At 57.8% G+C, this 23,791-nt stretch carries 24 protein-coding genes, 1 tRNA gene and 2 rRNA genes; 12 read left to right on the forward strand and 15 right to left on the reverse strand.

The window, feature by feature from the left end:
• Nucleotides 1-53 precede the first annotated feature (53 nt).
• Nucleotides 54-797 (reverse strand): response regulator transcription factor, encoded by a 744-nt coding sequence (locus tag QZ540_RS01805; protein ID WP_049354120.1) that lies wholly within the window; start codon nucleotides 795-797, stop codon nucleotides 54-56.
• A gap of 249 nt (nucleotides 798-1,046) precedes the next feature.
• On the opposite strand from QZ540_RS01805, the gene QZ540_RS01810 reads away from it, so the two are divergent.
• From QZ540_RS01810 to QZ540_RS01835, 6 genes are all read left to right on the forward strand, one after another.
• The gene (locus tag QZ540_RS01810) at nucleotides 1,047-1,916 is read left to right on the forward strand and encodes a PRD domain-containing protein (protein ID WP_294627286.1); all 870 of its coding nucleotides are present in this window, start codon (nucleotides 1,047-1,049) and stop codon (nucleotides 1,914-1,916) included.
• A 714-nt stretch (nucleotides 1,917-2,630) separates the two neighbouring features.
• Nucleotides 2,631-3,611, forward strand: a complete 981-nt coding sequence (locus tag QZ540_RS01815; protein WP_012902658.1) for a mannose/fructose/sorbose PTS transporter subunit IIA — start codon at nucleotides 2,631-2,633, stop codon at nucleotides 3,609-3,611.
• Nucleotides 3,608-4,477, forward strand: coding sequence for a PTS mannose/fructose/sorbose transporter subunit IIC (locus tag QZ540_RS01820; RefSeq protein WP_294627289.1), 870 nt, complete (start codon nucleotides 3,608-3,610; stop codon nucleotides 4,475-4,477). The genes QZ540_RS01815 and QZ540_RS01820 overlap by 4 nt, the downstream gene beginning before the upstream one ends.
• A gap of 11 nt (nucleotides 4,478-4,488) precedes the next feature.
• Nucleotides 4,489-5,343 (forward strand): PTS system mannose/fructose/sorbose family transporter subunit IID, encoded by an 855-nt coding sequence (locus QZ540_RS01825; RefSeq protein WP_049352264.1) that lies wholly within the window; start codon nucleotides 4,489-4,491, stop codon nucleotides 5,341-5,343.
• 172 nt (nucleotides 5,344-5,515) lie between these two features.
• Nucleotides 5,516-6,289: an HAD family hydrolase gene (locus QZ540_RS01830; RefSeq protein ID WP_049340065.1), complete on the forward strand. Its 774-nt coding sequence runs from the start codon at nucleotides 5,516-5,518 to the stop codon at nucleotides 6,287-6,289.
• Between the two features lie 146 nt (nucleotides 6,290-6,435).
• Complete coding sequence (locus tag QZ540_RS01835; RefSeq protein WP_172855766.1) at nucleotides 6,436-6,960, forward strand: hypothetical protein; 525 nt, start codon at nucleotides 6,436-6,438, stop codon at nucleotides 6,958-6,960.
• 161 nt (nucleotides 6,961-7,121) lie between these two features.
• Here QZ540_RS01835 and QZ540_RS01840 read toward each other — a convergent pair whose 3' ends face one another.
• From QZ540_RS01840 to QZ540_RS01855, 4 genes are all read right to left on the reverse strand, one after another.
• Nucleotides 7,122-7,487, reverse strand: a complete 366-nt coding sequence (locus QZ540_RS01840) for an ATPase (RefSeq protein WP_294627292.1) — start codon at nucleotides 7,485-7,487, stop codon at nucleotides 7,122-7,124.
• 12 nt (nucleotides 7,488-7,499) lie between these two features.
• Nucleotides 7,500-8,000, reverse strand: coding sequence for a hypothetical protein (locus QZ540_RS01845; protein WP_294627294.1), 501 nt, complete (start codon nucleotides 7,998-8,000; stop codon nucleotides 7,500-7,502).
• 179 nt (nucleotides 8,001-8,179) lie between these two features.
• Nucleotides 8,180-9,922, reverse strand: coding sequence for a sodium:proton antiporter (locus tag QZ540_RS01850; protein WP_294627296.1), 1,743 nt, complete (start codon nucleotides 9,920-9,922; stop codon nucleotides 8,180-8,182).
• 250 nt (nucleotides 9,923-10,172) lie between these two features.
• The gene (locus QZ540_RS01855) at nucleotides 10,173-11,123 is read right to left on the reverse strand and encodes a biotin synthase (RefSeq protein ID WP_294627297.1); all 951 of its coding nucleotides are present in this window, start codon (nucleotides 11,121-11,123) and stop codon (nucleotides 10,173-10,175) included.
• A 292-nt stretch (nucleotides 11,124-11,415) separates the two neighbouring features.
• Between QZ540_RS01855 and QZ540_RS01860 the strand changes: the two genes are divergently transcribed.
• From QZ540_RS01860 to QZ540_RS01880, 5 genes are all read left to right on the forward strand, one after another.
• Nucleotides 11,416-12,018 (forward strand): TetR/AcrR family transcriptional regulator, encoded by a 603-nt coding sequence (locus QZ540_RS01860; protein ID WP_294627299.1) that lies wholly within the window; start codon nucleotides 11,416-11,418, stop codon nucleotides 12,016-12,018.
• A 278-nt stretch (nucleotides 12,019-12,296) separates the two neighbouring features.
• On the forward strand, nucleotides 12,297-13,694 hold the full coding sequence (locus QZ540_RS01865) for a galactokinase family protein (protein ID WP_294627301.1): 1,398 nt from the start codon (nucleotides 12,297-12,299) through the stop codon (nucleotides 13,692-13,694).
• Nucleotides 13,695-14,127: 433 nt separating this feature from the next.
• Complete coding sequence (locus tag QZ540_RS01870; RefSeq protein WP_294627303.1) at nucleotides 14,128-14,292, forward strand: ribosome recycling factor; 165 nt, start codon at nucleotides 14,128-14,130, stop codon at nucleotides 14,290-14,292.
• Nucleotides 14,293-14,762: 470 nt separating this feature from the next.
• Nucleotides 14,763-15,083: a glutaredoxin domain-containing protein gene (locus tag QZ540_RS01875; protein ID WP_049326839.1), complete on the forward strand. Its 321-nt coding sequence runs from the start codon at nucleotides 14,763-14,765 to the stop codon at nucleotides 15,081-15,083.
• A gap of 1 nt (nucleotide 15,084) precedes the next feature.
• Complete coding sequence (locus QZ540_RS01880; RefSeq protein WP_294627305.1) at nucleotides 15,085-15,903, forward strand: shikimate 5-dehydrogenase; 819 nt, start codon at nucleotides 15,085-15,087, stop codon at nucleotides 15,901-15,903.
• Between the two features lie 342 nt (nucleotides 15,904-16,245).
• Here the strand turns inward: QZ540_RS01880 and QZ540_RS01885 are convergent, their stop codons facing one another.
• From QZ540_RS01885 to QZ540_RS01895, 3 genes are all read right to left on the reverse strand, one after another.
• Nucleotides 16,246-17,067: a rhomboid family intramembrane serine protease gene (locus tag QZ540_RS01885; protein WP_049326841.1), complete on the reverse strand. Its 822-nt coding sequence runs from the start codon at nucleotides 17,065-17,067 to the stop codon at nucleotides 16,246-16,248.
• 58 nt (nucleotides 17,068-17,125) lie between these two features.
• Nucleotides 17,126-17,950 carry a rhomboid family intramembrane serine protease gene (locus tag QZ540_RS01890; protein ID WP_049338659.1) on the reverse strand — a complete coding sequence of 275 codons (825 nt, stop codon included), beginning with the start codon at nucleotides 17,948-17,950 and terminating at the stop codon, nucleotides 17,126-17,128.
• A gap of 171 nt (nucleotides 17,951-18,121) precedes the next feature.
• Nucleotides 18,122-18,649, reverse strand: a complete 528-nt coding sequence (locus QZ540_RS01895) for a peptidylprolyl isomerase (protein WP_005508008.1) — start codon at nucleotides 18,647-18,649, stop codon at nucleotides 18,122-18,124.
• Nucleotides 18,650-18,822: 173 nt separating this feature from the next.
• On the opposite strand from QZ540_RS01895, the gene QZ540_RS01900 reads away from it, so the two are divergent.
• Complete coding sequence (locus QZ540_RS01900) at nucleotides 18,823-19,158, forward strand: hypothetical protein (protein ID WP_049345994.1); 336 nt, start codon at nucleotides 18,823-18,825, stop codon at nucleotides 19,156-19,158.
• Nucleotides 19,159-19,415: 257 nt separating this feature from the next.
• On the opposite strand, the gene rrf (QZ540_RS01905) is transcribed toward QZ540_RS01900, so the two are convergent.
• The 7 genes from rrf (QZ540_RS01905) to rrf (QZ540_RS01935) all read right to left on the reverse strand — a co-directional run.
• Nucleotides 19,416-19,532, reverse strand: a 5S ribosomal RNA gene (gene rrf / locus QZ540_RS01905).
• Between the two features lie 3 nt (nucleotides 19,533-19,535).
• Nucleotides 19,536-19,608: transfer RNA gene (locus tag QZ540_RS01910), tRNA-Ala, on the reverse strand.
• Between the two features lie 90 nt (nucleotides 19,609-19,698).
• Nucleotides 19,699-20,892, reverse strand: coding sequence for an acetamidase (locus QZ540_RS01915; protein WP_294627308.1), 1,194 nt, complete (start codon nucleotides 20,890-20,892; stop codon nucleotides 19,699-19,701).
• A 204-nt stretch (nucleotides 20,893-21,096) separates the two neighbouring features.
• Complete coding sequence (locus tag QZ540_RS01920; protein ID WP_060824122.1) at nucleotides 21,097-21,549, reverse strand: DUF3349 domain-containing protein; 453 nt, start codon at nucleotides 21,547-21,549, stop codon at nucleotides 21,097-21,099.
• Between the two features lie 50 nt (nucleotides 21,550-21,599).
• Complete coding sequence (locus QZ540_RS01925) at nucleotides 21,600-21,893, reverse strand: hypothetical protein (RefSeq protein WP_070737430.1); 294 nt, start codon at nucleotides 21,891-21,893, stop codon at nucleotides 21,600-21,602.
• A gap of 14 nt (nucleotides 21,894-21,907) precedes the next feature.
• Nucleotides 21,908-23,134: an inorganic phosphate transporter gene (locus QZ540_RS01930; RefSeq protein WP_294627311.1), complete on the reverse strand. Its 1,227-nt coding sequence runs from the start codon at nucleotides 23,132-23,134 to the stop codon at nucleotides 21,908-21,910.
• Between the two features lie 548 nt (nucleotides 23,135-23,682).
• Nucleotides 23,683-23,791, reverse strand: a 5S ribosomal RNA gene (gene rrf, locus QZ540_RS01935); the annotation flags it as partial.

Below are 23,791 nucleotides of genomic sequence, written 5' to 3' on the forward strand. Positions count from 1 at the left end.
GGCGCGGTATAACCGGGTGTTATACCGCGCCATATGAAGAGCAGAGAATAAACTTAGACGGCGGGACGCAGCACGTAACCGGCACCGCGCACGGTGTGAATCATCGGTTCGCGACCCACATCAATCTTCTTACGCAGGTACGAGATGTACAGCTCCACAATATTTGCCTGACCACCAAAATCGTAGTTCCAGACGTTATCAAGAATCTGGCTCTTGGAGACCACGCGCTTCGCGTTCTCCATGAGGTAGCGCAGCAGGTCGAACTGCGTTGCGGTGAGGTTAATCTGCTCGCCACCGCGAGTGACCTCACGGGTGTCTTGGTTCAGCACCAGGTCGCCAACGACCAGCTCAGCATCATCAATGGCGGCAACGCCGGAGCGTTGCACCAGGCGGTGCAGACGGATCATGACCTCTTCCATGGAGAAGGGCTTAGTCACGTAATCGTCCGCACCAGCGGCAAGGCCCTCGATACGGTTATCAACCGAATCCTTAGCGGTCAGGAAGAGGCAGGGAACCTCGGGGTAGAACTTGCGGATACGGGAGAGCAACTCCAGACCGTCGAAGCCGGGCATCATAATGTCCAGCACGAGCACGTCCGGGCGCCAATCGCGCGCAATCGCGAGCGCGGAGGGGCCGTCGCCTGCGGACTGCACATCCCAGCCGATCATTTTCAGACCCATGCTGACGAGTTCTTTGAGCATCTCCTCATCGTCAACAACGAGGGCGCGGATGGGGCTACCGTCCGGATGCTCTAGTGTGGGAAGGTTCTTTGCGATTTCGGTTGCTTTGCTGCTCATGTGATTAAGGGTATCGCGATTTAGGGTTCGCGGTGAGGCGGGAGCCGGTTTTCAGCCGCAAACTTATGGAATGCTTGCCCGCGTCACAGCTGGGGCACAGCTTTACCCCGCATTTGCGCGTCAACCCTTCATGACAGCTTCAAACTTTCGGTAGAATTTGTACTAGCTTAGGTAACGCTCAATCACCTTTGCGTATCTTTTGAATTTGCCGTTTCTGTTCCGGCGACCAACACCCGCAAAGGAGGACACATGCGCATTAGCCGTATCTATAACAATAATGTTGTCCTCACTGTGGATCATTTGGGCAAGGAGTCCGTGATGATTGGTCGCGGCATTGCCTTTGGTAAGCGTAAGGGTCAGCTGATTGACCCGTCTGCGGTGGAGCAGACGTTTGTGCCGGAGCAGGGCATGTCGGGTGAGCGTTTGAGTATGACTCTGTCTGAGATTCCGGCGGAGATTCTGTCGATTGCCACGCTTTTGGAGTCGAAGGTGCGCGCCGAGGGTGCGCTGGAGCTGTCGAACTCGTTTATTCTTCCGCTGGCTGATCACCTGCACTATGCGGTGGTTCGTGCGCGTGACGGGGTGCGGGTGCAGTATCCGCTCGCCCCGGAGGTGACTGTTCTCTACCCACGCGAGGTGGAGTACGGCCGCGCAGTGTTGGCGATGGTTCGCGAGCGCCTGCAGGTTGAACTAGACCCGAATGAGGCTATTCCTTTGGCGTTGCACCTTGTCAACGCGCAATTTGCGACGGCGGATATGTCTCAGGCATTCCGCATGACTGAGGTTTTCGCGCAGGTTTTTGAAATTATTGAGGCAAGCTACGAGCGGAAGCTCGACCCGGATTCAATGAGCGCGGCACGTTTTGTGACGCATCTACGGTACCTATTTGTGCGGGCGAGCCGCGCCTCCGCGAATTATGCGGAGGGTGTTGATGAGGTGTCACAGCCGAGTTTGTTGGCGGCTCTTCGTGCGGATGCACCGCGCGCCTACGCGTGTGCGCAGAAGGTTTTGTTGGTGCTGCAGATGCAGTTGAAGCAGACCCTGACTCGTGATGAGTTGACGTATTTGACGATTCATATTGCGCGTCTGGCGCGGGATATGTGGGGCATTAACGCGTAACGCGTGTTTGACAGAAGGCGACCGGGGGTTCTCGGTCGCTTTCTCTACGCTACGAAAGCTATACCCCAGAATCCCGGTGAGGGGTTCGGGTGGGGAATCTGGGAGTGAGGATTCTAGAGGGGTGCTGCCGGGCGGAACGTAGCCTTTAAAGGTGGGTTGCTATTTATATATACAACCTGTCACTAAATTGTCGTTTTCCCGGGTTTTCCTTCGCGCGTTAGCGCATCGATTTAAATTTTGAAATGACGGTTTATAGCGACGTATTCCAGAAATACCATTCTGTGGACAGACCGCAAGAAAATGTTGGTTTTGTATAAATCCCACATCTTTTGACTCACGCACCCATTTTTGTTGGGTATTTTCTTTGTAAATCATTTTCTTGCACTATCACAGTCCAAAATATCCTATAACAAGCGCCTCGTCAGCCCGCTTGCGAGATGCCAAGACTCCCGATTTTTCACGAAAATAACACTCTGCTTCTCTCGCCGGCAACCTTTTTTCGGTGTTCTGTTTAAATTTTTCGCACCCCGGTAATAAATACGTGTTTTGACATCAAAAACCCATATTCCAACACTTGAAAAAATGTCACCAGAACCTAAAGTGTGCATAACCAGAAAAACCCACAAAACACACAATATACGTGTTACCATCTGAGAATTATGAGGCCCCTCACGGGCCCTATACACACCATGTCACGAAAACGAGAGGACCACTATGGTCACTATCATTGTGGCGGCACACGGCGAGTCGGCTCCGGCTCTGCTGAAGACCGCCGGCATGATCCTCGGTAACTTCGAAAACGTCCACCCGGTCACCTTCCTGCCGGGTCAGGGCCCCGAAGATCTCGTCGAAGAGTACACCCGCATCGTTGAGGCGTCTGAAGCAGAAGAAACCCTGCTGCTGGTCGACCTCTTCGGCGGTAGCCCCTACAACGCCGGTGCGCAGTTCGCAGCCACCCGCGAGGGCGTCGACGTCGTCTCCGGTGTCAACGTACCGATGCTTATTGAGGTCATCTCCGGCGCAGGCCGTAAGAACGCAACCCTCAAGTCCCTGGTCGCTAAGGCGCACAAGGCTGGCACTAAGGGTATTCGCTCCTTCCAGGAGGCGAACCAGCCCGCAGCCGCCAAGCCCGCCGAGGCGAAGCCCACAGAGACCAAGGCGGTCGAGGTTCCGGCTGCTCAGCAGGTTCCCGGCGGCACCATGGACGCTATCTTCACCCGCATCGACTCCCGCCTGATTCACGGTCAGGTGGCAGGCACCTGGGTTCCGCACATCGCACCGCAGACCTTCATCGCGGCATCCGATAATGCGGCACACGATCAGCTGCGCAAGTCCCTGCTGCTGCAGGTCGCGCCGACCAGTGTGAAGACCAACGTCCTGGACATCGCTAAGGCTGGTCGCGTGTACAACAACCCCAAGTACACCGGCATGAAGACCATGTTCGTCGTAGAATCCCCCGTTGACGTGGTGCGACTGCTCGACGAAGGCGTCAAGATCAACGAAGTGAACGTTGGTGGCGTCACCTTCAAGACCGGCATGGTTCAGCTCTCGGACGCAGTGTACGCCTCCGAGGAGCACCTGGAAGCCTACCGCGAACTCATTAAGCGCGGTGTGAAGCTGACGGTGCAGCAGCTGCCCAACCACTCCCCGGTTGATTTGGAAAAGATCCTCAAGCAGAAAGGCCTGGACGCATGAGCGCCCTGACGTTTATTCTCGTTGTTCTCGTGGCGTTCATTGCGGGCGTCGCATCCGTGGTGGACGAGCGTCAGTTCCACCGCCCCCTGGTCGCTTGTACCCTGATGGGTTTTGCGCTGGGTGACCCGACTACCGGCATTATGCTCGGTGGCGCACTGGAGCTCATCGCACTGGGCTGGATGAACGTCGGTGCGGCTATGGCTCCCGACTCGGCTCTGGCATCCACCATCTCCGCTGTTGTTGTGATTCAGGGTCACCAGGACATCACCACCGGTATTGCTATTGCTGTGCCGCTGGCTGCGGCAGGTCAGGTTCTGACCATTTTCGTTCGTACCATTACGGTGTTCTTCCAGCATCAGGCTGATAATTTCGCGAAGACCGCGAACTTCCGCGGTATTGAGTTGATGCACATTAGCGGTATGGCTCTGCAGGGTCTGCGCGTGGCTATCCCGACCGCTATTGTGGCGCTGATTAGCTCCGACGAGCTGACCCGCCTGCTGAACATGATTCCTGCCGAGGTGACCACCGGCCTGCGCATCGCCGGCGGCATGATCACCGTGGTCGGTTTCGCAATGGTCATCAACATGATGCGTTCGAAGGCCCTCATGCCCTTCTTCTTCCTCGGCTTCATCGCCGCCGCCGCTATCCCGGCAACCCAGTCGATTGTGCCGCTACCCGGCGGAAGCTCAAAGGACGTCCTCGTGGCACTGTCCACCCCGGCACAGTTCAACCTGGTTGCTATCGGCCTGGTCGGCGCCTGCCTGGGCCTGCTGTACACGCAGCTGAACCCGCTCTTCCATAAGAGCGAGGCACCCGCCGTAGCACCGGCAGCCGCAGCAAACGACCTCGATAACGAGCTCGAGTAAGGAGCATCATCATGACTGAGAACAAGAACGTCGAGCTCGTTGAAGTTCCCGAGCTCACCCAGCGCGATAAGGTCGAAACCTACTTCCGTTCCACTTTCCTGCTTGGTTCGTTCAACTTTGAGCGTATGCAGTCCATCGGTTTCGCGGTTTCTATGATTCCGGCGATTAAGCGCTTCTACACCAAGAAAGAAGACCAGGCGGAGGCGCTGACCCGCCACCTGGAGTTCTTCAACACCCAGCCGTGGGTTGCATCCTCGATTATGGGCGTGACCGCTGCGATGGAGCGTGAGAAGGCAGCCGGTAAGGACATTGACGAAGCCGCCATCACCAACGTTAAGGTGGGCCTGATGGGCCCACTGGCCGGCGTGGGCGACCCGATTTTCTGGGGTACCGCACGTATCGTGCTGGCGGCTCTGGGCGCATCCCTGGCGGTGACCGGCAATATTCTGGGCCCGCTGCTGTTCTTCTTCGGCATGACCGCAATTCGTTGGGCAACCCGCTGGTACGGCTTCAAGTACGGCTACGAGAAGGGCACCCAGATTGTGACCGAGGCGGGCGGCAACACCCTGCAGAAGATTACTCAGGGCGCCTCCGTGATGGGCCTGTTCGTGATGGGTGCTCTGGTGTACCGCTGGACGAGCGTGAACATTCCGTTGCCACTGACTAGCTACACAAACCAGGCGGGCGAGACGGTAAATGTGACCGTCCAGTCCGTGCTGAACGATCTGCTGCCGGGCCTGGCCTCGCTGGGTCTGTGCTTCCTGTGCATGTGGCTTCTGAAGAAGAAGATTAACGCCATCTGGTTGATTTTCGCCCTCTTTGGCGTGGGCATCCTCGGTTCCTACCTGGGATTCCTGGCTCTCTAAAAATATGAGGAATGAGCCCTTTCACCCTTCAGTGAAGGCGTGAGATTCAGGGGCTATATCTCAAGTGGTGGGGGTGCGGTCGGTACACTTAAAAGTACCGGCGGCACCCCCGTTTTTTATGGGTTGCGGCGCACAATTCGCGGCAATGCAGCCCTCCCGCGAAGGAGTTTCTATGACCAAATTGATGGCTTTCGATCTTGACGGCACGATCCTGTTTAACCGTGCCGTGGAGCCTGCCACTGAGCAGGCGATTGCCCGCTGGCAGGCGGAGGGTAACCTGGCGGTCTCGTGCACGGGCAAGAGCATTTTTGCCACGCAACTGGCGTTGAACCCGACCGCCATCCGTTTTGATTACCACGTGCTGTACACGGGTGCGGTGATTACTGACCGGCAGTACCGGGTGATTTACCATCAGCCTCTTCCGGTGAGTGTTGTGCAGGCGTGCTACGAGCATTTCAGCACCGTGGACGGCGTGGCTCTGTTCGCGACGACTCTGGATAACGATTACAGCCTCTGCGACCGGGTGGGCTCCTCGACGAATATCCTGCCGGAGTTCACTCCCCTGCCGGCTGACGACCTGCAGAACCACGAGTACGTGGGTGTGCCCCTGTGGATTCCGGATGCTCAGGTTCGCGAGGCGGCGTACACCTGGATTCTGGAGCGTTTTGGTGATTCGGTGGACTGCCACAAGAACCAGGACTTCCTAGATATTGTGCCGCCCGCCTGCACCAAGGGCACCGGCCTGCAGCACCTGGTGGAGTACCTGCAGTCGGAGCATCCGGGCACCTCCTATGAGGTGCACACGATTGGCGACTCGTGGAACGATATCGACATGCACCGCTACGCCGACCGTTCGGCGTCTTTCAGCTACTCCCCCGATGAGGTCAAGGCCGTCACCACCGATTGTGTGGATAAGGCGTACGAGTTCATTGAGGCTTCCCTGTAGCTGATTCGAAGGCGGTGGCTAGGCGAGCGCTGAACCCGTCTAGCCGCTTTCTCTTGCGCAGCTCCCCCTCCCCGTCACATCCGCTCCCCCGTTTCACGTGAAACACCGCTTTCCCGTTACTCCCCGTGTACCCCCGTGAGGTTTCTATGTGCCCTTCCGCTTCTCAGCCCCGTAAGAACCAGCCCGGCAAGGATCAGTTTCCCAAGAGCCAGTCCCAGAAGAGCCAGCAACCGGAGCCTGCCCAGTCTTACGACCCGTCCAGCTTCTCTGACACCTTCCGCGCTATGGCGCGTGAATCACTCGTGAAGAACCAGAAGAACCGCCCGGACTCCCCCATCGTCTCGATTTCCCCGGTGCTGATTGTTTTGGGCGCCATTGCGGCGGCGCTGTACGGGCTGTGGCAGAGCTGGGCGTGTCTCATCCCGCTGGTGCTGATTCTGGTGCTCATGTGGGTTCGCTACACGATGCAGCGTCAGGCGCTCAACGATTTTGCGGAGCTGGAGGCGGCACGCACCGCGTGGAAAAAGACCCGCAACCGCCAGTACCTGGAGCTGATGGCGGCGCAGTCGACGCGCATCCTGGATGAGAATAAGGCGCTGACCAAGCAGGCTCGCGCGCATGTGCAGGAGTACGCGGATTTCGCGGCGCAGAAGCTGGGCACTCAGCGCTAAAGACCCCGCTGCGCTCGCTCGCCCCTCCCAAAAAGTATTCGACGAGCGTTGATTGAGCTGAATGTTTAGGCGCACTACAACCTTTAGGCACAGTACAAAAGACCGTAACCACTCCCCCATGCGGGGGCGGTTACGGTCTTTACGTCTTAGGGGGTTACACCCTAGTTGGTCTTCTGCGCGGGTGCTTCAGCGGGCTCTTCTGCGGATTCCTCGACAGACTCCGCAGGTTCTTCGACTGCTTCGTCAGTGACCGGGGCGTCGTCAGTGACCGGGGCGTCGTCCAATCGCTGCACTACAGCGGGGCGGTCATCAAAGCCGCGGCGGGTGCCTCGGGCAGCCTTCGCGTCAAGGCTGTACAGCTGCTCGCGGTTCGTCAGCACCACCAGGGTCATGGCATTCAGGCAGACACCCACAATGCACAGAATCCAGCCGATCAGCATGAACCGACCACCGGAAAGCACCGCTCCGGAAAGCATCAGGGCAACAGAAACCAGGTACGCCGGGGAAAGCAAAAACTTCGTATTCACGACCGACCTGCCTTAGCGTGCGTTGGAGCGGGGCTTGGGGGTGCGACCCGAACGGGGGCGCGAGGGCAGAACGCTCATGCGACCGGGGGCGGGGGCAACAATCGGCTGAGATTCGGTGGGCTCTTCCTCGCGAACCTCAACAGCTTCGGAGGTTTCAGCGGGTGCGGCTTCCTGCGCGGGCTGTTCATCGTACTCAGCCTGTGCGGCATCGTGCTCAGCCACCTCATGCTCAGCAGCTTCACGCTCTTCACGGCGGTGCTCTGCGCGCTCGCGGATACGGTTCTCCACGGAGGACTCAAAACCGTCCAGGTTGGTGACCAGCGCGGGGGTCGGGTTGCCCTTCGCCTTACCCACGGACAGCACGAAGGCAAGGACGTTCAGACCCAGCGCAAGAATCAGAAGGATCCAGCCGAGCCACAGGAGCCAGGGGTTGGAGGTTCCAATCAAGAGCGCGCCGCAAAAAATCACGCCGAGGGAGGTCAGGTACGCAGGCGAAAGAGTCTTGAAATCCATGTCTACTTTCAATGTGTTCGTGAGTTTGAGAGAGCTAACGTTCGGTTCTCATTTTAGGTGATAGTTGAGGCTTAATCTGCTTCTGCCCCTGTCTATCGCCTGTGAGCTAAAGACCAGTGGGCTTTACTCGGTGGCGTAGGCAGGGGCAGAAACGTAGCGTTCGTACCCGGAGGCACCCGTTAGGAGTTAGGGGTTACCTCGTTGGTAACCAGGGGCGATGCGGGCGCGTTTTCCACCATGGGGATTGCGCGGGTGCTTGCGGCTCCCTGGTGCTTCTTCCAGAGGTTGTAGCGTTCCAGGGCGACCGCGCCGGCGGTCATGGCGGGCAGAATGAACATGCCGGAGGAACGGATGCTTTCTGCCTGCGCCAGGATGTCCAGCTTACGCACCACGCGGGTCACGTCGTGGGAGTCGTAGCGGTCCTGGGCGGCAATGACTTCGTTCTGTGCGGCGGCGAGGGCGGCGTCGCGCAGGCGCACGAAGTCGTTCCTCTTGTCCTTAATCTTCTCCATGTGCTGCTTGTATTCTTCGGGCAGCGCCTCGCTGATTTCGTCGCGGCGGGTGATGGCGGCGCACATTTCCTTCACGCGAGCGTAGGTCTCGGGGTCGGTGGTTGCCTTCGCCTCGGCCTGCAGCGCCTCCAGAGCTGCAATCTGTGCGATCTGGAGTAGTTCAGGTACGGCGGTTTCTTCTTCATGGTTGGCACGCACACCAAGGACCTTCACAAGCATGGGCAGGGTGAGACCGGGCAGCACGAGGGTGAAGAAGAGTACGGAGAGCATCATGACAATGGCGTCCTGGCGGACCTGTTCGGTGCCGTTGACCACGGGGATGGACAGGGCAAGAATCAGGGTCACGAGGCCTCGCATGCCGGACCAGGTCATGACGATAACTTCGGCGAAGCTTTCGGGGGCACCCTCGTGGATGGGGTTCTTGCGTCCTGCGAGCCAGACGATGGTGAACCAGATGAGGCGCACCAGGATGGCGACCGCTGCGACCATTGCGCCGTTGCCGAAGAGGCTGGCAATACGGGAGGGGTCGGCGGTGGCAATGATGCTACTTGCCTGCAGACCGATGAGGCCGAAGGCGACGCCGGTCATGAGCAGTTCAATGATCTGCCAGAAGGAGGTGGAGGAGAGGCGTTCTTCCGCTTCGAGCGCCGCCATGTACTTGGTGCTGGTGAACTGGATAGCGCCGATAACCACGGCAATAACGCCGGAGGCGTGCACGCTTTCAGCAGCGAGGTAGGCACCGAAGGGGATCACGAGGGTCACGGCGTTGCTGGTGACCACGTCGTGGGCGCGCTGGCGAACATAGCCGCCGAGCCAGCCGAAGATGTAACCAATAATGACCGCGAGAATCGAACCGAGCACGAAGTCCTTAGCAACGGAGAGCGGCTCAATATGGTGGCCACTGGTCATGGAGTGGATTGCGGCATGGAAGAGCACGATTGCGATAGCGTCGTTGAAGCTACCTTCGGTCTGCAGGGTGCCGATGAGGCGGCGGGGAATGCCGACGGGCTCAGCGACTGCCTCCACGGCGACGGGGTCGGGCGGGGAGACGGCGGCACCCACGGCGAGGGCGACGGCGATGGTCATGCCGGGGACCCACCACATGGCTGCGCCGGCAATCGCCAGGGCAGAGACGGTGGTGAGCAGGACCGAGTAGAGCAGTACGGACTTCCAGCGGCGACGCAGAGTACCCCAGGAGAATTTAACGCCGATGGCCCACAGCAGTGGCGGAAGGAAGATCGGCAGGATGATGTCGCTGTCGATGGTGAGGTCCGGTCGGTTGGGGATGAAGAGCGCGGCTGCGCCGAGCAGGGTCATCATGACCGGCCAGGGCAGGTTGAGTCGATCACCGACGCTGACCATGAATACGGTCGTGAGCAGGATGATCACGATAACGGAGAGGTAAAGCATTGGTCCGGTGTTGCTCCTTTCGCGCGGCTAGGATTAGTCGGCTACGTCTTTCTACTCTACCGGAGTACTTCATGCCGTTATTTGGATATGGGGGTGTGAAGGGTATTTATTATGGTTTTGTTTACCTCTAAGCCTAATGCCTTAGGTGGAATATAGAGTTTTCCCTTGGATATCCTGGCTTTTCAGCAGGTTATCCAAGGGAAAATTCTATATTTGGAATATAAGGCTTGGGGTAAGAGCCCCTGGTGGGTTACTTCGAGCCGCAACCACCAGCACCGCAGCCGCAACCACCGGCGGGAGCTTCCTCCACTACCGGCTCAGGCTCGTCGTGACCGCCGCAGCAGCCACCCTTTTCTTCCTTCGGCTCCTCGTGGCCACCGCAGCAGCCACCGCCGCCGTGAGAGTGACCGTGAGGCTCAGCGGGAGCTTCAGCGGAGGAACCGCATCCGCCCGAGCCGCAGCCACAACCACCAGCGGAAGGTGCCGGCTCCTCGTGGCTACCGCAGCCACCCGAACCGCAACCGCAACCGCCGCCGTCAACCGAGCCGCAGGCGGAGCCGCGTGCGTCGCGGTGACCCATGAGGTCCACGCCAAGGTCGGAGAGGTAACGCAGGTAGCCTGCGAGGGCGTCGCGTCCACCGGTACCGGAGATGACGATACCACCGTGGCGCAGTGCCTTGAGCACCTCGTTGACCATGGGCCACTGCTCAATGTCGTCGGTGATGGTGATGGCGCTGACCACGTGCATTGCGAGGGAGGTCAGCGAGCGCAGGGACTGCTCGTAGCCTTCGGGCAGGTGAATGACCTTGGCGGGTGCCGCCAGGCGCAGGATGGACAGCACGCGCATCAGCATCATGGGTACTGCGTTTTCGGGCAGCAGTACGGTCACGCCGATGGCGGAGGATTCAGCAATACGTTCGATGGTTGCCGCGAGCTCTTCAGAGTCGATGTCGCGGGAGATGTCCAGCACCTCATAGGAGTCTACGGCGATGGAGCGGGTGCCGAGTGCATCGGCGAGTGCTTCATCTTCGGTGTGGATTGCAATCATGTTGCGGAATTCGTTGCGGCGCACGACGGAGGCTGCCTCAATGAGAGCGAAGTCCTGGCCTTCACCGTCCACGAGGAGGGTGTGGATTTCTTCGCGGTTGAGGCCTTCGCCTGCGGTGGCGCGCTCGATTAGTTCAGAAAATGCATTGCTCATACCGAATATTAAACACCTGATTTTGGGGTGTGCGCCCGCGAGGTTTGCATGTCTTGGCGGTTTTGGGCGGTTTAAGACGTGAATTTATGCCGAGAGCGTGGGCGGCACCCTGCTTCTACGTGTTTTGGGGTGTTTTTGGTGGTAGAAGCGCTGATGAAACGCGAAACGTTCGCTCCGGGCGCGTGAGAATCAACATTGGTTTTTGGGTTTGTGCCGCGTATTTGTGGGGTTTTTGTTTGCCGCGGGGTGCATCTTGCTCACGATACAGATTTGAACACCCTAAAATGAAAGGGTGGTACTTTCCCGTGAAAAGATTCTAGATACCGCCTACGAGGTCTTGGCGACCTACGGTTTGGCGGACCTTTCCATGCGCCGACTCGCTCAGGAGCTTCACGTGGCTCCCGGCGCCCTGTACTACCACGTGAAGAATAAGCAGCAGCTTCTGATTCTGTTGGCGGATTACATTCTGGCTCGTGCCCCGAAGTCGATGTCTGAGGAGGCCGAGCCGAATCCGAAGGCTATTCGCGCTTCGATGATTCGCCGCGGCGATACGCTGTTTTCCTTGCTCTACCCGATTCGTGAGTGCCCTGAGGTGGTGCGTTTGAGTTTGACGCTGCACCCGCGTGAGTTGAAGCCGGTGGTGGCGATGGCTCATGAGTTCCAGGCACTTGGTTTGGGTCATGCGGAGGCGCTGCGTCGTGCTCGTTTGTTGACTCATATTGCGTTGAGCCTGGTGGAGGAGTATCAGACTCTGCCGCTGATTTCTCCGCAGGAGGCTGTGGCGAGTGGCGATGTTCCTCTGATTGAGAATGCGTTTAACCGCTACCGCCAGGATCTACTCTCTGCGATTGATTCGATGATGGTGGTGCAGGAGCCCTATACGCAGGATGCGTAATCACCTTCTTTTGGTTTATTAGTTATGTATGGCGCCCCGTGCCCCCTGTGTGGGGGTGCGGGGCTTTTGCGTGCGTTGACTGCCACTCTCCCCTGCCGTGCACTGAAATTTGTGCGGATCGAAACTGGTGCGGATTGGCGACTGAGTCGATGTTCGTTGGTGCTCTGCTTTAGTCTAGAGGGGACACATGCTTGCGCTGATGCCCGTTGGGTGTCGGGTGCGGGTGGGGTGTCGTTTACGTCCTAGTGCCCTTTTCGGGGCTTGATCAGAGGTGTTCCATGTCGATGACCGCTACCGCCCAGTGGGCGGCTCTTCCGGACCATAGCGCGGAGATTGCGCGTGTGCGTGAGGAGTTTATTACCGCGTACGGTTATGAGCCGGATGGTGTGTGGTCGGCGCCTGGGCGTCTGAATCTTTTGGGCGAGTACATTGATTTTTTGGGTGGCTCGTGCCTGCCGATGCCTCTGCCGTATCGCACGTATATTGCGGGTGCGTTGCGTCGTGATGGTGTGCTGCGTGCTTCGTCGTTGCAGATGCCCGGAGATGAGCGCACGGTCGTGATTCGCGATATTCAGCCGGGTCATTTGAAGGGTTGGTTCACCTACGTGGCGGGTGTTGCGTGGGCGATGAATCAGGAGGGTGGCAGGGATATTATGCTGCCCGATGAGTTCGGTGCTGACCTGCTGATTAATTCTCGTGTTCCGGTCGGTGGCGGTTTGTCCTCGTCGGCGGCTTTGGAGTGTTCTACTGCGTTGGCGCTGTTGGAGCTTTCGTGCCCGGTGCGTCAGGGGTGCCCGGAGGTGGATGCTACCCCGGCTGATAGTGATGCGTTGCGTGCGCGTCTGGCGCAGGTGTGTATTACGGCTGAGAATAAGGTGGCTGGCGCGCAGACGGGTGGCCTGGATCAGACGGCGTCATTGCGTTCGTATCCGGAGCAGGCGTTGGTGGTTGATTTCCGTGATTTTTCGATTGAGCCGGTTGCGGTGGATATTGCTCAGCATGGGCTGAGTTTTTTGGTGATTGATACGAACACTCCGCATGAGCTGACGGATGGTGGTTTTGCGGCGCGTCGTGCGGCGTCTGAGGCGTGCGCTGAGGCGCTGGGTCTGCGTTTTTTGCGTGATGCTCTGCCGGAGGACCTGTCCTGTGCGGGTATGGATGCGCGCGCGGCGAAGGCGTGGCGTGCCGACCTGGTGGACTCTTCGGTGAATCACGCCCTCGATGCGCTAGAGGATGCCGGCCGCCCGTGCACGTTCCCGCGTGGCTGGGTGCGTCACGCGTTCCACGATATGACTCTGGTGGGTCGTGCGAGCTATCTGCTACAGCATGCTGATGAGCTGGGTTTTGCGGCATTTGAGGAGGCGGGCCGTATTTTCACGGAGTCGTTTGTGTCGATGCGCGATGAGTTGTGTGTTTCTCGCCCGGAGATTGATGATGCGGTGCAGGTGTGCCTGGATCAGGGTGCACTGGGTGCTCGTATTGTGGGTGGCGGTTTTGGCGGCGCGGTGATGGCGCTGATTCCGACTTCTCAGCTGGAGGCTGCCGCGGATGCGGTGGCGACCACCTATGCGGTGCACGGTTATGCGGCGCCTCGTTTTTTGCCGATGGTTGCTGGTTTTGCAGCCTCTCATGATTGGGCGGCGGGTGCGGATCCTACGGATATTCCGGTCTTTTAGGGGCGTCCTCTAGGGTTGTCATAAAGCGTCGGGGTGTCATACGGGCGCATTTTTGGGGTTTGAACAATATTCATAGCTGGAAGTTTCCTGCGAGTTTCTGCAAAAATCCTCCGCCCAGCACCTCAAATAACGCACTGATAAGCCACGATTCTTTGGTCGTTGATCAAAAGCTTCGCCACGTTTCACGAGGGTGGTTTTTCTTGCCTTCGCGGGTATGTACACTTATCGACGGACGCAATCCGTGAGCTGTAAAGTTTCGATGCACATAGTCCGGCATATGGATGGCATCTACACTGGGTTCTACCGTCACATACAAACCCAGCTTTCAGATTTCGTCCTCCAAAGCATCACACTCCGATTTAGCCCACACGGGCGAATCACCCCTCACTTGCAGTGAGGCTTTAGAGCGCGAAAGCGCAGAAAGGAGGCCCCCGTGGGCTTCGATATCAAGGGCACCGTTGAGCAGGGCCTCGACAAGGCTCAGGAAGTCATCAACGAGAAGGCTGGCAAGGAGGTCGTCACCGACGAGCACATTGCCAAGGTTGAAGAGGTCGTGACTGACAACGTCTCCAAGCTGACCGAGAAGTTCGGCAAGTAAGGCGACTGCCTCCCTTTGGATTGGCGCCCTACCTCGCCTCCTCATGAGGTAGGGCGCCATTCCCCTGGGTTTGCATTGCAGGCTTTCACTCAACATCTCTCTCGAATATATGGGGCGTTCTGCCCCGCCTGGGTTCTTTCACTCACTGACTCACTCGGCATATTGCTCAGCTTCTGCTACCGCCGGGTAGCCTGTTTTCACTCTTCTTTTACTCTTACTCAGCACAAGTGCTCGCGCTTTCTCGCGAACTGTATACGCCCCGCATCATTGGTCCGGCAACCGTGGTGTGGGGCGTATGCCGTTAATGCGCGGGGTTTTGAGAGCGCGCCGCGGGCGTTCGCCGTATGAGGACCTCTCCCCCACCCCTGCACCCTCAGGCTATGCTTGATATGTCAACTTATTGTGCTGCGCCCTCGGGCAGGTTTTAGCGCCTCCTGGAGACCGCGGAGCACCCTGTTTATGGAGGAACTATGTTTGAACGTCAGCAGTCTGATCAGCAGAAGGCACGCGAGGTTATGAAGGATGGCGGTGTCGTCATTTACTGGCGCCCCGGCTGCCCTTACTGCGAGGCTCTGGATTCTAAGCTGGGCGAGCTGGGCGACCACGCTACCTGGGTGAACATTTGGGAGGATCCGCAGGCTGAGGCGCACGTGAAGTCCCTCAACGACGGCAACGCGACCGTCCCCACTGTGGATACCGGCGACACCCACTTTGTGGTCGCTGACTTGGTGAGCCGCAACAAGGTGAAGAAGCTGATTGAGAACACCCTCAACTCTGGCGGCGAGGCTTAAGATGGCTCGCCCAGCGCTGAACCGCGATACGACGGTCTGCATTTCCTTGTCTGGTCGCCCGTCGAATCACGGTATTAAGTTCCACAATTACCTGTACGAGAAGCACAGTCTGGATTACCTGTACAAGGCGATGACCACCACCGATATTGAGGGTGCTATCGCCGGCGTGCGTGCTCTGGGTATTCGTGGCTGCTCGGTGTCTATGCCGTTTAAGCAGGCTGTTATCCCGCTGATGGACGATATGGACCACTCGGCTGCGGTTATTGGGGCGGTGAACACGATTGTGAACACTGACGGCTTCTTGAAGGCGTACAACACGGATGTGATTGCGGTGGCTTCCCTGCTGCGTTCGCATAATGTGGATCCGTCTCTGCCGTTCCTGCTGCGCGGTTCGGGCGGCATGGCGGCTGCGGTGGCTGGTGCGTTCTTTGATGCGGGCTTCTCGCAGGGCATGATTATTGCCCGCAACGAGGAGACCGGCCGTGCGCTGGCTGAGCGTTACGAGTACGCCTGGGCGCCGGAGGTGGGTAACCTGCGTGCACCGATTCTGGTGAACGTGACCCCGATTGGTATGGCTGGTGGTGAGGAGAGCGAGGAGCTGTCCTACCCCGAAGAGGCTATTGCTGAGGCTCAGGTGGTCTTTGACGTGGTGGCGATGCCCGTTGAGACTCCGCTGATTCGTGCGGCTCGCGCGGCGGGTAAGGAAGTTATTCACGGTGGCGAGGTGATTGCTCTGCAGGCTGCTGAGCAGTTCCGCCTGTACACCGGCGTGGAGCTTACTCCCGAGGAGGTTGAGGAGGCGGAGGCTCAGGCGAACTAGGTTCGCGCCCGCTGCTTCTTCGCCCCGTGAGGGGCTCGATACGCAAAAGTGCCCGGAAGGTTTATCCTTCCGGGCACTTTTTGTTCTATCCGGCGCTTCGCGCCGAAATTTTTTGTAATTACACACATCCTGGTACTTAAGGTTTTCCACATCTGTGGAGAAATCTGGGGAAAACTCTTACACCCGTGTAATTCACCCTATGTAATTCGGTTGTTTTAGCCTGTATCCACAGGTTTTTAACATGTACTCACAATCGTGGAATTACACGAATGTAGTTATGCACAGTGTGGAAAACCTCTGTGGATAACCCTCTTCTGCGGCGGATTTCCGCGGGTTTCAGGCTCAATAGCGACCCTTGAACCACCGTCGCGGGCTCTGCTGCGGCGGCTCCGAAGATTCAGATGACTCGGGCTTCTTCACGAACGGAATAATCAGCAGGGTCGCGAGCGCGCCACTGACAAGACCGCCAAAGTGTCCCGCGAGGGAAATATGCGGGTGGAAGAGGCTCTGCACCACATCAATGCCGATGAGTAGCATAAAGAGGCGTGCTGTGTCCTTTTGCCTCCTGAGAAGCAGAATCACGAAGAAGGCACCATAGAGGCCATACACACCGCCTGAGGCACCCACGGTGCGACTGTAGTAGTCGAAGATATACACGCTGAAGCCAGCGCCCAGGGTAGCAGCCATATATACGAAGAGGAACTTCCAACGCCCCATCATTCGTTCGAGAGATACACCGAAGATGAAGAGGTAAATCATGTTCCACACCAGGTGCATCGGGTCATTCTGCGAGTGCAAAAAACCGTGCGTGATCAAGCGGTAGTACTCACCGCGGTGAACACTGGGACCCGACATCGCGCCGAGGTTGTACACCCAACGGAATGGAATGATCTGTTGCAGACCGTACACCACGACGTTAATCAGAATGAGCGTGTACGTAATATGCCAGTGCCGGGCGATGAAGGAACGCGTCGGGCTCGAGGCGAATCCATTTAGGTCACGGTAGCAGTCGGGGCATACTACACCCGCGCCCTGCGCCGTCTGGCATTCGCCGCAGACTGTTCGGTTGCAGCGCCCACACTGGGCGTAGCTAACGCGGTCGGGGTGGTTGACGCAGACCGTGGGGCTCTGCCCGTAATTCATGTAGTTGGGAAAGTTCTCCACTGCCTCTCCAAAGATTTTCGTGCCGGATTTTCCGAAGATTTTTCACGTATTTTCAGGCTTAGTACCTGCCGTTTTGCCATTGCTGCGGGCTCTGCTGTTGAGGAGGCTCGGGCTTATCCACAAGCGGGACAAACAGCAGTGTCAACAGCACACCACCGACAAAACCACCCGCATGGCATGCGTGGGAGATATTCGAGGGGGTCAGAATGCTATAGATGATGTTCGGGGCAGTAATCATGACGAACACTCGTGCGGTGTCCTTCTGCTTCCTGATGATTAGCAGGGTCAAGAAAGAGCCCATGAGGCCGAATAGACCACCGGAGGCACCCACCACGCTGGTGTCAGACGCCAGCACGTACACGCCGAGGGCGCCGAAGACGATAGAGCCCAGGTACACGAGGAGGAACTTCCAGCGCCCCATCATGCGTTCGAGGGACACACCGTAGATGAAGAGGTTAATCATGTTCCACACCAGGTGCATCGGGTCGTTCTGCATGTGCAGAAAACCGTAGCTGATGATGCGGTAGTACTCGCCATGCTGGACGTAGGGCCACCAGATGTTGCCGTGCCTAACCACCCATTCATTGGGAATGATCTGCTGCAGACCGTACATCGCGACGTTAATCAGAATGAGCGTGTACGTAATGTGCCAGTGGCGCGCCAGGAATGAGCCCTGTGCTTTCGAACCTTGCGCCTTCGAGCTGCCGCCCGTGAGGTCGCGGTAGCAGTCGGGGCAGACCATGCCCACATCCAGCGCTACCTGGCATTCGCCGCAGACGGTGCGGTTGCAGCGCTTGCACTGGGCGTAGCTAACGCGGTTGGGGTGGTTGACGCAGACGGTTGGGGTCTGCCCGTAGCCTGCGTAGTTGGGAAAGTTCTCCACTGAACCTCCAGGGGTTGTGTACCGGATCAACCGGGGTGGTGTGCGGGGGATGGCGCGCGCGGGCATATAAGCGCAGGGACCCACCGGAAGAATCCTGGCGGGCCCCTGAACTATACGTGTTTTCTCAACACCTTCAGCAGAATGCTCGTATGAGCCTTCCGATGGGGTTTATTAGAGCTTTTCGATGTCGATCGAGGAGATGACAACGTCCTTGACCGGGCGGTCCTGGAAGCCGGTCTCAACGCCCTCAATAGCGTCAACAACCTTCTTGGATGCCTCGTCGGTAACCTCACCGAAGATGGTGTGGCGGCCGTTCAGCCAAGGGGTCTCAACGGTGGTGATGAAGAACTGAGAACCGTTGGTGCCGGGGCCTGCGTTAGCCATTGCCAGCAGGTAGGGCTTGGAGAAGGAGAGCTCGGGGTGAATCTCGTCCTTGAACTGGTAGCCGGGGCCACCAACGCCCATGCCCAGGGGGTCGCCACCCTGAATCATGAAGTCCTTGATGATGCGGTGGAACACGACGTCCTTGTACAGGGGGGTGTTCATGATTTCACCGGTGCGGGGGTGCTTCCACTGACGGGAGCCGTCAGCGAGGCCGATGAAGTTCTCAACAGTCAGCGGTGCGTGGTTGCCGAAGAGCTCGACGACGATGTCACCGTAGTTAGTGTGGATAGTTGCCTTAGCAGTTGCATTAGTCATGGCTCTATTGTGGCACGGGGCGGCGCTCATTCGCCATCTAACATGTTTTTTCGCCCCGGGCGCACCGTCGAGCGGGCTTTTTGGGCGGGAATTGAATATCCTGAGAGGTGAACACTACGCGCGCGGCGGCGTTTTCTAGTCGCTGGCGCATTTCAACCGATGGAGGTCACCCCATGTTCTGCTGCAAGAAGCGCAAGGCACGCAAGGCTGCTAAGGCTCAGGCTGTTGTCTCTTCCCTGGCTGCTGTTGAGTCCGCACTGGAAGGCAAGACCGCTGAGATGTTCGCTGAGAAGCTGACCGGCAACAAGAAGGCCCTGAAGAAGGCTCGTAAGGCTACCGCGAAGACCGTTCGCGCCGCTGAGAAGGAACTGGCTCGTATCGAGCGTAACGGCGGCAAGCGCCCCCGTAAGGGCCTGGCATTCCTGGGTCTGCTGGTTGCGCTGGGCGTTGCAGGCGCAGCAGCTTACAACGCAGCTCGTCCCGTGGAGGATCCCTGGAAGAACGCATAAGCGTGGGGTTCCCCGTATCTTTTTCTCTAAGGCTTTCTGAGGCGCCGCTGGCGGCGTGAGGGAGCGCTTTATGAGAGATAGCCGCCCGCTAGAGTGTAATGCTCTGGCGGGCGGCTATTGTTTTGGGTTTTTCTTGGTTTTGGAGGGGGGAGGTGGCTGTAGCTAGAGCGCTAACCTTCCCCGGGTATCCCCTTGATATTTCCCGGATACACAAAGAACCCCATGTCTTTCGACATGGGGTTCTCGGTTCAAAAATAAACCGGCGATGACCTACTCTCCCACACCCACAAAAGTGCAGTACCATCGGCGCGAAGAGTCTTAGCTTCTGGGTTCGGAATGGAACCAGGCGTTTCCCTCTTGCTATAATCACCGGAAAGTGGAGGCGAGGGGACTCGAACCCCTAACCCTCTGCTTGCAAAGCAGATGCGCTACCAATTGCGCCACGCCCCCGCGGTGCTTTATTAGTCTATAACACCTTTTACGACTTCACCAAATCCTCAGGCGCATTTTTTTAGTTAGACCCATCACATTACTGAGGGGTTAGGAAATAACCTCACCCGGCACCGTCGCCTCACGCTTCGTCAGAGCCTGCAGCGGACCGCTCACTTCCTGCAGATACTTACGAACCGCGGTGCGTTGCGCCTCCTTCGCGGACTCTTCCTTCGATTCCGGCGCCTTGAATCCCAGCTTGAACGCGTCCCACTGGCTCGCCGAGGGGTACTTTTCACGGGCGTTCCACACCAGCGAGAACGACGCCAGGGTATTTAGTTCCTTTCTCGTGGCGGCCTTCGACAGCACATCAGCCACCGTTGCCACACGTGAAGACTCCGCAACGCTCACCGAGATCTTCGACTGCGCACCCGAGGGCAGGGTCAGCGCCTTATCCGGAGCCAACTGAATATTCAGGTGAATCTGCTGCACCTGCTCGTTCTTCAGATCCAGCTCAGCCAGCGCACGGAAGCGCTTCAGCAGGGACTCATAGTTCTCATCAATCACAACGGCGTTCAGGCGCAGCTCATCCGCCAGCAGACTCACCTGAGCGTAGCTCGCATTAGTACCCAGCGCCGCGTTAGCGGTCAGCACCTTCAGCCACTGCTCTTCCTTCAGAGTTGCCGAATCATTGACGCGCAGCGGGCCCACCGGCGCATCCGTAGCGGTGTTAGCAACGTTCTGCGGGTCATTCGCCGAGTCCACGCCGCCATAGGTGACACTCAGCCGGTGCAAAGAGCCGTAAACGGACAGATTCGTCAGCGCCGTAGCAGCCGCCGCCAAATCAGCCTGCGCCGCCTCCGTGAGGGAGAAAGAACCCACCAGACGCAGATCCTGCTCAGTACGCCCCTGACCCACATAGATACGCCCCAGCGACTCAATCTTCAGGTAGCGGGTATCAATATTCTCGCGAACCAGACGCTCACGGCGCGCCAACAGCTTCTCGTTTGAAACCACCACCGCAGCGTCCTCACCCAGAACACCGGTGGCGGCAATCTGCGGCATCGCGGCAAGCACCCCGGCGGCAGCAATCACGCCACCGGTCAGAAGCAGGGAGCGACGAGGAACCACGAGGCGGCGAACCTGCCCCGCAATAGCCTCTTTAGCGGCATCTACACGGGTTGAAGAGCTCTTAGCGGAGGATTCCTCAACGGCGACGGGTGCTGCCTCAGAAACGCTCTGAGAGGGTTCTTGAGTGGACGTAAGGTGAGAGTTCTCGGGTTCAGGAGTAGGGGAAGAAGACACAGATTCTCCAGTTTTAGGACGAGAACAAAGCCCGCCATTAGTTTGAGGGAGTGAGTCTCTCTAGAATACCGCCCGCACCTATGGGTGAGCTGACAACCCGCGGCGCAGCATTCGAAGGGCATAAAGAAAACCTATGGGGTGGACTTCAGTCCACCCCATAGGTCACAAGCTTTATGAGAGCTCTCAACTCTCACAGCAGGCTATTTAGTCGTCCTGCGCAGTAGTAGCATTCGGAGCCGGAATATTAGCCGACTCGGCAGCCAACTCAGCGATACGAATCTCACCGGTCGTCGGATCATCGTAGGTCACGTACTCGGTACCGCCAGCCGTAGGCTCGGCGTCCTCATTCACGTGGTTCTCCGCAATCAGGAAGCCGTGCGCACCAAGAATCTTAGCGACGCGGTCAATATCCTGCGGGGTCGGGGTATGATCCACCACTCGACGAATGTACTCGTTAATGCGCTGGTCACTCACGTACGCCTCGCCACGAGCAGCACGAGACTGCATGAGCTGGCGAACAACTTCCTGCAGCTGCTCATCGGTCAGACGCATCTTCAAAATAGCCATCACTGCCGCGCGGTCCTGCACCGGAACATCCTTGGGATACCCGACGCTCAGCCAGTCGATTACTCGAGAGATTATGCTCTTATCAGGCATCGAGCCCCTCCTTCGAAGCAGTCATCATATGCAATTTAGTGTTCACGGGATTAGTGGCCTCCACCGGTTACGCCGAAGATATTCCAGCCGAAAGTGTGGTCGATAAAGTCCTTAGCGACCCAGAGAATACCGATGATTACGATTGCTACGATAATAGCAAAAATGCAGGACGCGGCAATCTTCGCCACCGTTCCCGGAGGCTCAATTTCAACGAGCTTGCCGTCCGCAGTGTACTCGGTACGACCAGCCAGCAGACGCAGACCGAACGCATACAGCGCCGGAAGGCCCGCACCGAAGAACAAACCGGCAATCAGCACCGGAATAACCTTGTTCACAATGTCCATCAGATATTCCACGGCTACGAACCTGCCTTCTCAGTAGCAAGGGTCTGATCTGCGGATGCGTCAGCGCTGGTGACTGCAGCGCCTTCCTTTTCATCCCAGTCGCCAGTCACGTTCGAAGCGTCAATGTTGTCCTTCTGGGAATGACGCCACATCAGGAAGCAGAAGATCACCAGCAGAGCGAACACGGTCATCTCGCCAACAAACTGGGTGCCGGTCAGAGCATTCAGGCCGTGACCAATCAGCCAGGTCAGAGCACCCACAATTGCGGCAGCCGGCAGGGTAATCAGCCAAGCAACCACCATGCGGCCAGCAACAGACCAGCGAACCTCGGCACCCTTACGACCCAGGCCACTACCCAGAATCGAACCGGATGCCACGTGAGTGGTGGACAGTGCCATACCGAAGTGGGAGGAGGTCAGAATAATCGCGGCGGAAGCGCCATCAGCTGCAACACCCTGCGGGGTGTCCACCTCAACGATGCCCTTACCGAGGGTGCGGATAATGCGCCAACCGCCCAGGTAGGTACCCAGTGCAATAGCAACAGCACAGGAAGCCTTCACCCACAGGGGGATCGCATCATCGTTGTTCAGGGTACCCGAAGCAACCAGAGCCAGGAAGATCACGCCCATGGTCTTCTGCGCGTCGTTGGTACCGTGTGCCAGAGACATCAGGGATGCGGTTGCAACCTGTCCCTTACGGAAACCGCCGTGCTTACGGTCGTCAGCAACCGGAGCAGCAATACGGTAAACCAGCCAGGTGCCGGTTGCCGCCACGATAGCCGCAATAACGGGGGAGAGGACCGCGGGAACAATAATCTTGGACAGAACGCCCATCCATTGCACGCCGTCAAAGCCGATAGCGACAATAGCCGAACCAATCAGGCCGCCAAACAGAGCGTGCGACGAGGAGGAGGGCAGACCCAGAAGCCAGGTCAAAACGTTCCAAAGGATGCCGCCCACCAGGCCAGTAAAGACGATAAGCATCAGCGCCGGACCGTCCGTTGTTACATCGATACGATCCAGGTTCACGATGCCGCTACCGACCGAACGCGCCACCTCAACAGAGAGGAACGCGCCAACGAGGTTCAGGGACGCAGACAACGCCACGGCGGTCTTAGGCTTCAGCGCACCGGTCGCAATGGAGGTTGCCATCGCGTTACCGGTGTCGTGGAAGCCATTCGTAAAGTCGAAGGCGAGCGCGGTAAGCACCACGATCACGAGAATAATGAGTTCTGTAGTCACAAGAAAATTATCTGTCGGTTTTCGTGAAATCTAAAGTATTCCGAATTAACACGAAATAACAGATAAACCCACAGTATTGAGCGGGTTTTCATGAGGGTTTTACTATTGAGCCCATATCCTAGGGGTAATACTCCCGATATTCCGCGGCAAAAATGGTGCACCTATCGGAATGCTTAAGTTGGTTTATGTGGCTTATACGAGAGTGCGGGGGAGAGGGGCGATTATATCCATCAAGAGGCTAAAGTGTGTTCACCAAGTGTTCACTTTCAGGAACCTCCCAGCTTTCTTTTTGTGACACACCTTTATTATTCAGACCTCATTTGAGCCACCAAACTACCCGTGCAGGATGTCCCTGTGGGTTTTCCGTAGCGCCACATGTCCTAGCACCGCACGCCTCAGGCCTTACACAGGATCAACCCCAGCCCATCAACCCGCAACACTCGCAGCACACCAGCTTCGCGAGGTATTCACGCCGATTCCTCCGCATCACTTCGGCGGATACAACAAAAGACCCCGCATCTTTCGATACGGGGTCTTTCTCAAAAATAAACCGGCAACGACCTACTCTCCCACACCCACAAAAGTGCAGTACCATCGGCGCGAAGAGTCTTAGCTTCTGGGTTCGGAATGGAACCAGGCGTTTCCCTCTTGCTATAA

The organism is uncultured Rothia sp. (assembly GCF_916049665.1).
GTDB lineage: Bacteria > Actinomycetota > Actinomycetes > Actinomycetales > Micrococcaceae > Rothia.